Origin of the sequence: Persicitalea jodogahamensis (assembly GCF_014651615.1) — a bacterium.
Lineage (GTDB): Bacteria > Bacteroidota > Bacteroidia > Cytophagales > Spirosomataceae > Persicitalea > Persicitalea jodogahamensis.
In genome coordinates this window covers 1-13,786 of sequence record NZ_BMXF01000001.1, presented here as the reverse complement: position 1 = coordinate 13,786, position 13,786 = coordinate 1, and the positions used below count along the sequence as shown (strand labels likewise).

The following is a 13,786-nucleotide window of genomic DNA, read 5'->3' as shown; positions in this document are numbered from 1 at the left end:
TTATTTTAAGTTTTATTAGGAAAGACCAAAGTTTCCGAAATTTACGGTTTCCTTAAAAAACTATTCCACAATTCGTAATTTGGCGAAACTAAGGAGCAGGGTTTTTTCGCCAACGGCATCGAATTTCACCGTAGCCTTACGGTCGGTGCCATTGATGTCCATTTTACTCACTACACCGAAACCGAATTTCGGATGCTCGACTTTCTGTCCTTCGGTCAAGCCTGAGGTGTCGCTGGGGGCAAAGCCTTCGGAGGGCTGGTGCGTAGCCACGGGAGCCCGGGAAGGAGCCGTCTTTTGGGTGATATTTTTCAGAAAACCCATCGGAGCGGGCTGCGTCTCGCGGGTGGCCATTTCGCGCGTAGCCTTGGTCGTGTTCAAAAAGCGCTGATCGACCTCCAGCAGAAAACGGCTGGGTTCGCACATTTTCAGGCGGCCCCACTGGTAGCGGCTTTCGGCGTAAGAAAAGGTGAGTTTCTGCTCAGCGCGGGTAATGGCCACGTAAAACAACCGCCGCTCTTCTTCCAAATCCTGCCGGCTTTCAAGCATCATCTGGCTGGGAAAGAGATCTTCCTCCATCCCAACGACGTACACGTTTTTAAACTCCAACCCTTTGGCGGAGTGAATTGTCATCAGCGTTACACGGTCGTTATCGCCGTCATCGTCGGGTTCGTCGGCGTTGGTCAGCAGCGCCACCGATTGCAGGAAAGTACCGAGCGTCTTATCCTCGTTTTCGGGATTATCCACGAACTCTTTGATGGCGTTGAGCAATTCCTGTACGTTTTCGTAGCGCGAAAGCCCCTCTACCGTCTTGTCCTCGTATAGTTCTCGCAGAATGCCGGAGGTTTTGGCTACATGCGTCGCCACCTCGAAGGCATCCTTGCCCTGGTCGATCATGAGCATGAAACTCTTGATGAGGTAGGCAAACTTATCGATAGGTACCGTGGCCCGGCCGCTTACATACTGGTGGATGTTGCTGACAACATCCCAGATCGGCACGCTGTTCTCTGCCGCCGACACGGTGATTTTGGCTACCGTGGTGTCGCCGATGCCACGCTTGGGTAAGTTGATGATGCGCTTGAACGCTTCCTCATCCTGCTGGTTGACGATAAAGCGCAGGTACGCCAGTAAGTCCTTGATTTCTTTCCGCTGGTAAAAAGATAGCCCCCCCACGATGCGGTACTTAATGCCTAGCCGCCGCAGGGCTTCTTCAAAGGAGCGCGATTGGGCATTGGTACGATACAGGATGGCGAAGTCATTGTTCCGCAAACTACCCTGCATTTTTTCCTCAAAAATGGAAGTCACGACCAGGCGGCCTTCCTCGTTGTCGGAGTTGGCCTTGATGACATCGATCAGTGTTCCTTCCTCATTTTCGGTGAAAACCTCCTTCCGGAGTTGTGCCTTGTTGCGGGCAATGACCGAATTGGCCGTGTTGACGATGTTCTGCGTGGAGCGGTAGTTCTGTTCCAGCTTGATGGTACGAACGGCAGGAAAGTCTTTCTCGAAATTGAGAATGTTCTCAATATTGGCCCCCCGGAAAGCATAAATACTCTGCGCGTCGTCGCCCACCACGCAGATGTTCTGGTGTACGGCCGACAGCTTTCGGGTGATCAGGTACTGCGAAACGTTGGTATCCTGAAACTCATCCACCATCACGTAGTGAAACTTGTGCTGGTACTTGTAAAGTACCTCCGGAAAGTCGCGAAAAAGAACGTTGGTATTGAACAGCAGATCGTCGAAATCCATGGCGTTGGCCTGGAAGCAGCGGACGGTGTATGCTTTGTACAACCGCCCGATCTCGGGCATCCGTGCCGCCTTGTCGTCGGCCTGAATGATGCTGTTGTTCAGGTAATCATCCGCTGACACCAGCCGGTTTTTGGCCCCGGAAATACGGTTGAAGACCGCGTTGGCTTTGTAAACCTTATCGTCGAGATTGAACTCCTTGATAATGCTGCGCAGCAGCGACTTGGAATCGTCGGTATCGTAAATGGAGAAGTTGCTGGTGTAGCCCAGGTACTTGGCTTCGATGCGCAGTATTTTGGCAAACACCGAGTGAAAAGTACCCATCCAGATGTTGCGGGCCTCGTAACCGACGCTCGTCTCGATGCGGTGGCGCATTTCGGCGGCGGCTTTATTGGTAAAGGTAAGGGAGAGAATACGGAAGGGATCGACCCCATTCTCAATAAGATGAGCGATCCTGAAAGTCAGCACGCGGGTTTTGCCCGACCCCGCCCCGGCAATAATCATGAGCGGCCCCTCGCCATGCATCACCGCCTGGCGCTGAGGCTCGTTCAAGCTCGATAAGTAATCAGTCATACTTTATTTCCTAATCTTCGATGGTAAAAAGCGCAGTCGTCAGTTGCAACAAGCAATAGGCTATAAGCTTTAGGCCTGGCTACCGAAAAGCCTACCGCCTATAGCTTACAGCCTACAGCTTCCTCAAACATCAAAGTTAGGAAAAAAAGTCAGGCCGCTCACGGCTTACTCCACCGGAGCGCTTACGATGTTGGCCACGCGCCAGATGCCGCGGATTTCGTTGGAAGGCACCGTCACACTACCTCCCATCGGGTTGTCCGAGTGCAGGGTAAGGTAATGTTTGGTCAGGAGATCGTTCTCGCGAATCCGCTTCACCACGAAGAAATCGCGATAAATTACGGCAAATACCCCGCCTGACTGATAAATCCAGTCGCCCGTGTCCACGGGGACGGCCAGGATGCGGGCACCGTGAACGAGCTGCGGACTCATGCTGTTTCCCGACACTTCCAGCACCACAGGCTCTTTCAGGTTGCTCACCAAATCCTTGCTGACCGTGCACGAATCCAGATCCTCAAAACGGTATCCTTCGCCGTAGCTTTCCACAAAACTGGCGTGAAATTTCACGGGTACGAAAGGTACTTCCACGTAGTCCGTTTCATCCATACTCACGTAAGCGTTGGAATAACCACCGTCGGCCAGTACCGGGCCCTCACCCCGCAAAAGAAAATCGGAACGTACCTGCGGATAATGATTCAGGATGCCGATGATCGTGTCATAAGAAGGTTTGGCCCGACCGCTAAGGATATTATAGAATTTGGAAGAGTTTTCGTCTAAGTCCTTGGCAATCTGGTAAATGGTGATTCCAAGAGCGTCGAATACCTGCTTTAGTCGATCCTGGATGGAATTGTCGGTTTCTTTCATTTCGGGAATATATATTTTATATGTGTAGTATTATATGCCAAAAGTAAAATACAATTATGACATAAAAGTACGAATTCCTAGAATATATATTCCCAAAAAGCACTAAAAATTTATAAACCACTCCTGCTTCCGCACATGGACTAGCGTCTTTTTGTAATTAAGCGACTCCCCTTTTTTTTCCAAAAGCACAGGCAAAAAATGGCTCTGCGCATCACTTCTTTTTGTCTCCTATCCACTCACCCATTAATTCCGTGTAAAAATCCGCCACCCCGGAGGGCAGATTCTTGTCGCCGCCACTCCACATGACTTTGTTCTCTGAATTACCCTTTTTTAGCAGGATGTACTGGTACACATTCCCCGGATGATCGTAATCGAGTTGTCTGAACCCGATCTCTTCCAGTTGGTGAAACCAGTTTTTTGTTTTCTTCCGGTTTTCCCTTTTTACGAATTGAAAACCCTCAGCACCCGGCTCTTTCACGAACACCTCACCCGAATCCAACAGGCGGTATTCCCGCACCGTCCCGGAGAATCCGCCGCCCTTGCCCACCGCAATCACCGCTCCCGAATGGCTGAGCGGATCGGCTGATGGTTGTTGTCGAACACAACCCGGCAACACTAGTACCAGCGCGATTAGACATGGGAGAAGAGCTTTTATATTCATATAGGTTAATTTTACGGGCAAAAATAGATGAATTTCTCAGATGCCGATACGCTGTTTGCCGAGCTTTGGGAGTGACTCGCAGTATGCCATTCTGGGAGTGAGTGCATTGGTTTTTACATACTCCCTCAGTAGGTCACTAACTCGTTTACGCGTTTTCTTTTCGCATCCTTCCTGCTCCTTTTTCGGTTCGCACCTCTACCCCTCTGTGCCTTTGTGCCTTTTCTTCCCTACTTTTGCTCCCGATTACAACTGCTACCAAACCAGATGAAAAAAGTACCCCTGCACGAAGTGCACGTCAGGCTGGGTGCCAAAATGGTGCCTTTCGCCGGCTTCGAGATGCCCGTCCGCTACTCGTCCGACCTGGACGAACACCACACTGTCCGTAATGGTGTTGGTGTTTTTGACGTGTCGCACATGGGTGAATTCGTGTTGCGCGGACCCAAAGCGCTTGACCTGATTCAAAGAGTCTCGGCCAATGACGCCGCCACGCTTTTTGACGGAAAAGTACAATACAGCTACCTGCCTAACGCCACGGGCGGCGTGGTGGACGATTTGCTTGTGTATCGCCACGATGAGAACGAATACTATCTGGTAGTGAATGCCTCCAATATCGAAAAAGATTGGGCCTGGATCACGAGTCACAACACCGAAGGGGTGGAAATGGAAAACATTTCCGACCGACTGTGTCTGCTGGCCGTGCAGGGACCGAAGGCCACAGCCACGCTCCAGAAACTAACCGACGAGGATCTGACAGCGATGGACTATTACACTTTCAAAACCGGCACGATGGCCGGCATCGACGATGTGCTTATTTCGGCCACAGGCTACACAGGAGCAGGCGGCTTCGAAATTTACGTCTGGAATAAAGACGCCGAAGCCATGTGGGACGCAATCTTCGCTGCCGGAGCCGAGTTTGGCATCAAACCGGTAGGCTTGGGCGCGCGCGACACGTTGCGGCTGGAAAAAGGCTACTGCCTGTACGGTAACGACATTGACGACACTACCTCCCCGCTGGAGGCGGGCCTGGGATGGGTCACTAAATTCAACAAAAGCTTCATCAACGCCGAGGCCCTCAAAGCCCAAAAAGAACTTGGCTTACACCGTAAGCTGGTCGGCTTCGAGCTCACGGAGCGAGGCATCCCGCGCGGCCACTACGACCTCTGCAATCCCGAAGGCGAAAAAATCGGCGAAGTCACGTCCGGCACCATCTCCCCTACCCTGCAAAAAGGAATCGGTATGGGTTATGTACCTACTGCCTATGCCAAGCCCGGCACCGAAATCCGCGTAAAAGTGCGTGATAAGTTATTGGGGGCGAAAGTGGTGAAACTGCCGTTTCTTTGAAAGTGGCAAAGTTCCAAAGCACCTAAGTACTTTTCAGTAAAAACCCAATTTAAGGGTATTGAAAATCAGGTACTTTGGAATTGTTTAAAACTATGACAAATCATTCATTCAAAATCAAATCTTGAAACAACTTGACGTTTGCCTGACGCCTGATTTGCTGCATTTGCATCAGTTGAATAATGTGGTAGTGGTGGTGGCTGATATTTTCCGGGCTACTTCCTGCATGGTGACGGGATTGGCCTATGGGGTGGGCAGTATCACGCCCGTAGCCACTGTGGAGGAGTGTAAAGCGCTGCAGGAGAAGGGGTACTTCGCCGCCGCCGAGCGCAACGCGATGAAAGTGGAGGGCTTCGATCTCGACAACTCGCCTTTCAGCTATATGTCGGAAAGGTTAATCGGCTCGCACATCGCTATGACGACCACCAACGGCACCCTTTCCATCGCCAAGGCCAAGTCGGCCGCGGTGAAGGTATTGATCGGAGCATTTTTGAATTTGGGCGCTCTGGTAAACGAACTCCGTTCCGAGCAATACGATGTGCTGGTACTGTGTGCAGGCTGGAAAGGGCGCCCCAACCTGGAAGACACGCTTTTCGCCGGGGCATTGGCCGAGGCCTTGAAAGACGAGTTTATTTTAGTGGAAGATGCTGCTTTGATGGCGCAGCGCTTATACCAGCAGGGCCGGGGCAATCTGCTCAATTTTGTTGCCAACTCCTCACACGTGCGGCGCTTGCAGCGGCTGGGCATCCAGAAAGACATTTCGTATTCACTGCAAACCGACCTCTACGATGTCGTACCCGTGCTGCGCGGCAGCCGCCTGGTGGCCATGCATTGATTTTTTCCCTTCAAAAACGAAAAAACAGGTTTCCACTGACTGATCGCCTTGTTTTTTCGTTTGAAAACCTGATGCTAAATCGTTGAGCAATGATTAGAGTTCTTCCGCTTGCCTTTTCTTTCTTCCTATTTCTGGTTTTAGCGGGTTCCGCTGGGGCGCAGGTCATACCTAATGTACCGCAAGCTGACACCTCGTTGAACAACCCCGACCGCGACATGGTGGAACCCGAAAAAAAGCCTGACCAGTTCGGTAAAAACATCGCGGACAGCATCCAGACCTTCGCCATCCGCACGGGAAATGTCTCGTATTACTCGGTATGTCCCGGTAGCCGAATTATGGTACCTTTTACACCGCAGGGACCGTTTAATGACGACAATGTTTTTTCCGTGCAGCTCGTGGATGTCCGGGGCAACTTCGTTGCCGTTTCGGAGGGGGTAAAAAAAGGACCAATCATGGCGACCATTCCGGCTGACAAGCGCGGTGGGCATCTGTACCGTCTGCGGGTAGTTTCCACCAGCCCGGCAGTAGTTGGTAGCGAGGTTTCACTGCGGTTGTTACCCACCCCCACGGCACGGCTGGAATCCGCTGATGGTTCTACCTCTTCACGCATCATGCCTGGTCAGGACGCGCAGTTGCGGGTCAGTTTTACGGGGTCGGGGCCATGGTCGTTCCAGTTGTCCGACAGCACAACAATCACTGAAACCGTTACCAACCCCTACTATTTATCTACGAAACTCGAAAAAATCAAAACGTACAAACTGCTCGGCGTATCCAATGCCTGCGGCAGCGGCAGCGTTGAGGGCAGCGTGATCGTTAATGTCGATGCCAACCCCGAGCCACGTCTGGCCCTGAAAGACCCCGATAAGGGCTATCGCGTTTGTACCAACACGCCTTTTCAGGTGAATTTCAGCGCGACGGGCGCGTACAAAGCGGGCAATAATTTCCTGGTGCAGATTTCGGATAGCAAAGGTGCCTTTAAGAACATTACTTCCGGCGATACTACCGCTCCAATCATGGCCCGCGTGCCGGCCGGTACGCCCACGGGCGACTATACCCTGCGCATCATCTCCACCTCGCCCCGCCTGGTTAGCGACAGCACCCGCATTACTATCGCCGCTCCCACGCAGACCGTACTGCGCAGAGATTCGGTCAAACTAAAAGAGGGCGGCAGTGCCGATCTGACGCTGCAGTTTCAGGGCGGCGGGCCATGGTTCGTGCTGCTATCCGATGGTACTTACGAAAACAATATTCTGACCTCGCCCTACAGCATCAAGGTGGCGCCTTATAACTCCACCATTTACAAAATCACATCGGCGGGCGGGCTTTGCGGAGTAGGTACTTTCAGCGGCAGTGCCTACGTAGCGGTGGATGTGCCTCCTTCTAATATTGTGATGGAAAAGCCCTCACAGACTCTGATTTGCTCGGGCGGCGAAATCTCCGTGCCCTTTACCACAACGGGCAGATTCTACGCTGCCAACAAATTCATCGTGCAGGTGTCCGACAGCACGGGCCGCTACGTGGACATGCCCACCACGGGTAAGGAAAGCCCTTTGAAGGTAAAAATAACGCCATCTTCCATGCGTGATACTCTTTCGACGCATCGCATCCGTATTGTGGCTACCGCGCCGGGCGTGGCGAGCGAGGCCCAGGAAATTCAGGTGATTGCCCCGGATATGGCCGTGGGAGAAGTTTCAGGCCAGGGAGCCATTACGCCGGGCAATTCCACCCGCATCCGGCTTAAGTTCAAGAACGGGCTGCCACCCTGGTCGTTCACCCTTTCGGACGGCAGCGCCGTGCAAGGTACCTTTCTGAACCCCTATCTTATCTCGGTGTCACCTAAGACCACTACGGATTTCACGATCAGCTCGCTTAAAAATGCCTGCGGCACGGGTACGAGTCGGGGATCAGCCAGGGTGATAGTGGATAATTAATCTTTGGAAACATAGCTCCTTTTCAAACAATGCAGGTTTTTCAGCGTGAGATCCGATTGCCCGCGTTTGCGAGGGGTTTTCATTTGATTACCGAACGGGTGGAGCGCGAAATTCCTGAATTACGTTCTCTGAGCGCCGGGATTCTGCATGTGTTTATCAAGCACACATCAGCGAGCCTGACGATCAACGAAGACGCCGACCCGACGGTACGGCAGGATTTCGAGAGCCATTTCAATAAGATGGTTCCCGAAAATGCGCCCTACTACGTTCATAACTACGAAGGCAGCGACGACATGCCCGCGCATCTGAAAGCAGCGATTTTAGGTAGTTCAGTGAGCATTCCTGTTTCCGACGGGCGACTTAATCTGGGTACATGGCAGGGCATTTACCTGTGTGAACACCGGGATCGGGCGGCAGGGCGGAGTCTGGTACTGACTGTCTATGGAATTTAGGCGAAGAGATCTGCCGAATGCAGAATAGCGGGTTTCTGCCGGCATATAATTCCAAGATTATTACTTTTGCTCTGAACCCGGCATTTGGTAAGTGGGTTAAAAACAAAAACTCTCGAAAACACTTTGGAAAAGAACGCGAAGATTTACATTGCCGGACACCGGGGTATGGTGGGTTCGGCCATCCACCGCAAGCTGAAAGCGGAAGGGTATACCAACTTTGTCGTCCGCACATCCACCGAACTGGATTTGCGCGAACAGGCATCTGTACGGGAGTTTTTTTCCGAGGAGCGCCCCGACTACGTTTTTCTGGCTGCTGCCAAGGTGGGCGGCATCATGGCTAATAATATTTATCGCGCCGACTTTCTGCTGGAAAATCTGCAGATCCAGAACAATGTCATTGACAGTGCCCACCAGTATGGCGTCAAAAAACTGATGTTCCTGGGGTCGTCCTGCATTTACCCCAAAATGGCACCGCAACCTTTGCGGGAAGACTACCTGTTGACTGGCACGCTCGAACCGACCAACGAGCCTTACGCTATTGCCAAAATCGCGGGAATCAAACTTTGCGAGGCCTATCGCAGTCAGTACGGCAGCCATTTCATTTCGGTAATGCCCACCAACCTGTATGGCCCCAACGACAACTACGATCTCGAAAACTCGCATGTACTACCCGCGATGATCCGGAAATTTCATGAAGCCAAAGTGGAAGGCAAGCCAGCCGTACAGCTATGGGGGACCGGCTCGCCGCGCCGTGAGTTCCTGCATGCCGACGACCTGGCCGACGCCTGCTATTTCCTGATGCAAAACTACGATGAACCGGAACTGGTGAATGTCGGTACGGGCGACGACCTGACCATCAAATCCCTGGCTGAGTTGATCAAAGAAGTGGTGGGCTATGAGGGTGAGATTCACTGGAATACAGACAAACCCGATGGCACCCCCCGCAAGTTGATGGACGTAGGTAAGCTTCATGGTCTGGGCTGGCAGCACTCGACGGACATCGGACAAGGCATCCGGGCTACGTACCAGGATTTCCTGCGGAAAACAGAGACCTATGCTGTTTAAGCTGAGCCAAAAACAAGCTGAACGGCAGCTGGTTTAAACCTAATAATAGTAGGCGAAATGGAGTTTTTGCCTACTATTATTTCACCATTGAATAATATTCCTTCCTAAATTAGTAACAATATTCGGGAAACTAACTAGCTTTGCGGCAATAAATAAGCATCATTTTAATCTGTGCAAAGCAAATGTCTTCCAACCTGAAACTCGATCAGATAGATCGTAAGGTACTCGAAATACTGCAATCGAACGCCAAAATTACCAACGCGCAGCTCTCCAAAGAAATCGGCCTCTCGCCCGCTCCCACGCTCGAACGCGTTAAGAAACTCGAACAGGGTGGCATCATTAAAAGCTATCATGCCCAACTCGATCCCGCCAAGGTTGGTCTCGGCGTAACGACTTTTGTCCAGATCTCGCTGACGGGTCACAAAAAAGTGACGACCGACTCGTTTGTAGCTACTGTCAACACCATTCCTGAAATCATTGAGTGCCACCACATCACCGGCACGGGCGATTTCCTCCTGAAAGTCATTTCGCAAGACATCAGTTCTTACCAGAAGCTGATGCTTGAAACGATCAACGAAATCGAGGAAGTTGCCAACACGACAACGATGGTCATCATGTCCACTTTCAAGGACAGCAAGATTCTGCCCATCCCCTGAGTAGCAGTCAAACCAAATTTCCTGCCTGGCCCTACCGTTCGGCAAATTAGTTTTTGTTGAGCCCGGGTTTACCGAACGGATATCCTACCCGTCCGGTCAAACAGTCTTTTCACCATTCCGTCGAGAAGTGTACTGGATTTTCATTTTCCTGGCTTTCATCATCGGCATGGCCACCACCATCCAGGCGGGGGTCAACTCGCAAATGCGGGTGGCGATCGACAACCCGATCCTGGCGGCCATCATCTCGTTTTCGGGCGGGTTGACAGTACTTATTTTTGCCTTTACTTTTTTCAATACGGGGCCGGTACCTTCGTTAGAGTCGTTGCGGCAGGTGAGTTGGTGGAAATTCTTTGGCGGTGCGTTTGGCTCATTCTACGTGCTGTCGGTCATCTTTATCGTCCGCGAACTCGGGCCTGCCAACATGCTTGCCCTGGCCGTTGCCGGGCAGCTTATCGCCGCTATTATCATCGATCACTATGGCTGGCTGGGCTTTTCGATTACCCCGGTCAGCCCAATGCGCATGATTGGCGTGGGATTTTTAGTTGTGGGGGTATATTTGATTTTGAAAAACTGAGGGAGGTAGTTTTTTTGTGGAATCGTGGAATCGTGGAATCGTGGAATCGAATTTAGTATCTACCTGGGTGTTAAACAATTTAATATCAGTTAAACAGTTCAACGATTACACAATTCCACATCAAAATGGATATCCATTACCGAATTTACCCCACGCTCCTTAATACCTTTGCCCGCTTTCAGAAAGGCTACCTAACTGAGCAGGAGTTGTTGGACAGGATCAATCGTGTACCCATTCCCCAGACACAGGCGCAGGCCAAAGGGGTGTCATTTGAAGAAGCTGTCATTAAAGGAACTGACGAAGAATACTTCAGCCCCGAAGTACTTCGCAAGGCCCGCGCCCTGTTGCCGCGTCCCATGGCCGACACGCAGGTTTATTGCCAGTACCAGCTTGGGGATGTACTTCTGTATGGTTACGTCGATGTGGTGGGCAAAACTATGGCTGTGGACCTGAAAACGACCGGTCGTTACACACCAGGCCGCTTTACGCATAACCACCAAAATTTTTATTTGTTGGCCCTGAAACCCAAGGGCGTCCGCACGCTGCGTTATGTCATTACCGATTTCCAGGAAGTATACCAGGAGAACTACGACCTGAACATGGATTTTTCCGTTCAGGAACAGCAAATCCAGCTTTTCCGGGAATTTCTGGAAAGTCATCGGGAGGCAATTACAGATGGAAAAATATTTAATGGGTGAAGGCGCTCATGGGGATGCAGAATTTGTTATTTAGTATATGCATCTCTATTTTTAGTTTTCCTATCCCTCTCACCCACAGTGCTCGCTCTTCATGGACCGTGTCCCCACCCTGGAACAGATTAAAAACGCCCTGCCCACGATTGGAAGGATTGCCATTTTTGGAGCAACCACGGCGGCTCTTGGTACTTGTTCGGACAATGGTCTAGCTCACGAACTTGTAAAACATCTGCATGACACCGTTACCGATACCCAGCAGGTCGAGGATTTGGTTAAACTTTACGGCAAAGCGGGCGAGGTTAGTGGAGGGCTGGTCAGTGGTTTTCTGGCTAACCACATTGGGAATGTGGGTGAAAAGCTCAGCTATGGCATCAACAGTGATCTGGAAAAAGCCCTGCAAGAAGCTATTGCGAAGGCTGTACCTCAGCTCAAAAAGGAATTACTCGATTATTACGGTGTAGAACTGGACGAGGCAGGCCGGGCTGCTTTCCATAACCTCTTTGAGCGAATTGGTAAGGTACAGCTACGTGGGCTGGAACTTGAAAAGGAAGACATTGAAGTGTTTGTCCTGCGCGACCATGCGCTTTTCCAAAACCTTTTTACTGAACCCTATAAGGACTGGGACGACGTATATTACCGCCCCGACAATTTTCCCGAAAACTTTGAATCCGCTATTGCCTATGGTTTAGCGATTCTAGTACGGCAACATTTTCATGAACTCCTCAAAGACCAGGACAACCGTCGCGCCCAGGTCGCCTATTTTATCTATTTGCTGGAATTCAACGCCCGTACCAGCCAACAGAATGGTGAAAAGCTCACGCGTGTTTTGGCGGCACTTGATAAACTGTCTAACCTGCCCGAAGTGCTGGAAACGCTCTCCCGCGACTTCAACCATGCCCACGAACTTACGGTAGAATGTCTGAGGTCGCTTAACCGCCACGTGCGGGAGGCAAAAGCCGAAATCCTAGACGAAATCCGCTTGCATCACCAGCCGGATTTGTATTTGCCCGAACGAAGCGCGGCCAAGCATTATGACTACCACTACAAAGCTGAGTATACCGACTTTGTGGGACGCGATAGTGAACTGGAACAGCTGCGGCAGTTTGTCCTTACCAATCCCGAACGTCGCTTTTGCTGGTGGATGCTCACCGGAGCGGGCGGTAGCGGCAAAAGCCGAACTGCGCTAAGGCTGTGCCGCCAACTCAAAAGCTGGCACTACTATGCGGGTTTCCTGGAAAAACACTCCCTGGAAAATATGGGGCTTTGGGTCAACTGGCAACCCAGGCACCCCACTCTGATCGTGATCGACTACGCAACGCTGTATCTCGAAGCGGTAAAAGAACTACTGAAAACACTCGAACACCACCAAAAACACTACCAACACCCGGTGCGGGTGCTGCTACTGGAGCGGGATATCCGCACCGACTGGTGGGAGCGGCTCACCCTCGCCACCGAAGTCAAACGAAGTTGCTACGTAGGTGATGAGAAGCCCCAATCCTCCGATATGCTGGCCCTGCCTCCGCTCGGCGATTTGCGTTGGGACATCATTTCCCAAATCCACCACCGTAATCACAAGCGCCCGCCCTCCGACCCCGCTGTAACCCTGGAAACTCTTCACGGCATGGACCCACTTGACCGACCGCTTTTTGCCTTTTTTGCGGGCATGGCCCTCGTGGAGGGCGAGAACATCCGGGGCTGGAACAAAGCAGATTTGTTGGACAATTTGCTGGTGCGCGAGGAGGAAAATCTCTGGAAGATAGTCGACCACCCCCTGGCCGACAAGCACCTGAACTTACTGGCTCTCGCTACGCTCACGCGCGGCCTGAGCAGTAACCAGTTAAAAAATATACGCAACCGAGGCTACGACTGGCTGCACTTAGCCCGTACGGAGCGCGTGGATGAAGTGTTGTACAGCCGCATGAGTGGCTTTAGGCAAGTGGAAGGCGCGAAAGTGTATAAAGGACTGGAACCTGATCTTGTGGGGGAATACTTCGTGCTGCGCCGCCTGAACCAAATCCTGACCGCCGACGCGGAATACGGCTCCGATACCGTGAGGGAAATAATCCAGACTGCCTGGGCCACCCAACCCGAGGCCATGCGATTGATGGCGTTTATGACGCACCTTGATTTTTTTCAAGCTCACCAAGGCGTTCACGAATATTTACTAAAAACCCTCCCCCACGAGGAAGCATCTGAGGAGATATGGGAAGAATGGGGCTGGCAGTGGGTAAATTTTACAGGTTTATTGGATGGCGATACTTGCGAAAGGTACTATGTACTATTCAATGATGTGGCGGAACCCTTTCTGACAAAAAAAGAACCTTTAAAAATAAAAAAAGCCCAGGCCTTGTTCAATCTGGCCGCTGAGTTGAGCGGGCCGGACCTGCTCTCAGACGCGCAAGGGC

The 13,786-nt window shown here is 51.6% G+C and carries 12 protein-coding genes; 9 read left to right on the top strand and 3 right to left on the bottom strand.

What is annotated here, in order from left to right; translation table 11 throughout:
* Window positions 1-60: 60 nt before the first annotated feature.
* From IE117_RS00060 to IE117_RS00050, 3 genes are all read right to left on the bottom strand, one after another.
* Window positions 61-2,313, bottom strand: coding sequence for an ATP-dependent helicase (locus IE117_RS00060; protein ID WP_189562189.1), 2,253 nt, complete (start codon window positions 2,311-2,313; stop codon window positions 61-63).
* A gap of 165 nt (window positions 2,314-2,478) precedes the next feature.
* On the bottom strand, window positions 2,479-3,174 hold the full coding sequence (locus tag IE117_RS00055) for a S24 family peptidase (protein WP_189562187.1): 696 nt from the start codon (window positions 3,172-3,174) through the stop codon (window positions 2,479-2,481).
* Window positions 3,175-3,385: 211 nt separating this feature from the next.
* On the bottom strand, window positions 3,386-3,835 hold the full coding sequence (locus tag IE117_RS00050; RefSeq protein ID WP_189562185.1) for a hypothetical protein: 450 nt from the start codon (window positions 3,833-3,835) through the stop codon (window positions 3,386-3,388).
* 264 nt (window positions 3,836-4,099) lie between these two features.
* Between IE117_RS00050 and gcvT the strand changes: the two genes are divergently transcribed.
* The 9 genes from gcvT to IE117_RS00005 all read left to right on the top strand — a co-directional run.
* Window positions 4,100-5,176 carry a glycine cleavage system aminomethyltransferase GcvT gene (gene gcvT, locus IE117_RS00045; RefSeq protein ID WP_189562184.1) on the top strand — a complete coding sequence of 359 codons (1,077 nt, stop codon included), beginning with the start codon at window positions 4,100-4,102 and terminating at the stop codon, window positions 5,174-5,176.
* A 121-nt stretch (window positions 5,177-5,297) separates the two neighbouring features.
* A complete protein-coding gene (locus tag IE117_RS00040; RefSeq protein ID WP_189562182.1) occupies window positions 5,298-6,008 on the top strand; it encodes a 2-phosphosulfolactate phosphatase in 711 nt (236 codons plus the stop codon).
* An 89-nt stretch (window positions 6,009-6,097) separates the two neighbouring features.
* Window positions 6,098-7,939 (top strand): hypothetical protein, encoded by a 1,842-nt coding sequence (locus IE117_RS00035; RefSeq protein WP_189562180.1) that lies wholly within the window; start codon window positions 6,098-6,100, stop codon window positions 7,937-7,939.
* Between the two features lie 29 nt (window positions 7,940-7,968).
* Window positions 7,969-8,391: a secondary thiamine-phosphate synthase enzyme YjbQ gene (locus tag IE117_RS00030; RefSeq protein WP_189562178.1), complete on the top strand. Its 423-nt coding sequence runs from the start codon at window positions 7,969-7,971 to the stop codon at window positions 8,389-8,391.
* Window positions 8,392-8,514: 123 nt separating this feature from the next.
* On the top strand, window positions 8,515-9,456 hold the full coding sequence (fcl, locus tag IE117_RS00025) for a GDP-L-fucose synthase (protein WP_189562176.1): 942 nt from the start codon (window positions 8,515-8,517) through the stop codon (window positions 9,454-9,456).
* Between the two features lie 182 nt (window positions 9,457-9,638).
* Window positions 9,639-10,112, top strand: a complete 474-nt coding sequence (locus IE117_RS00020; protein ID WP_189562174.1) for an Lrp/AsnC family transcriptional regulator — start codon at window positions 9,639-9,641, stop codon at window positions 10,110-10,112.
* 127 nt (window positions 10,113-10,239) lie between these two features.
* Window positions 10,240-10,686 (top strand): DMT family transporter, encoded by a 447-nt coding sequence (locus IE117_RS00015; protein WP_189562172.1) that lies wholly within the window; start codon window positions 10,240-10,242, stop codon window positions 10,684-10,686.
* A gap of 125 nt (window positions 10,687-10,811) precedes the next feature.
* A complete protein-coding gene (locus IE117_RS00010) occupies window positions 10,812-11,384 on the top strand; it encodes a hypothetical protein (RefSeq protein ID WP_189562170.1) in 573 nt (190 codons plus the stop codon).
* 91 nt (window positions 11,385-11,475) lie between these two features.
* Window positions 11,476-13,786: ATP-binding protein (locus tag IE117_RS00005; RefSeq protein WP_189562168.1), on the top strand; the 2,311-nt coding region annotated here is incomplete at its 3' end.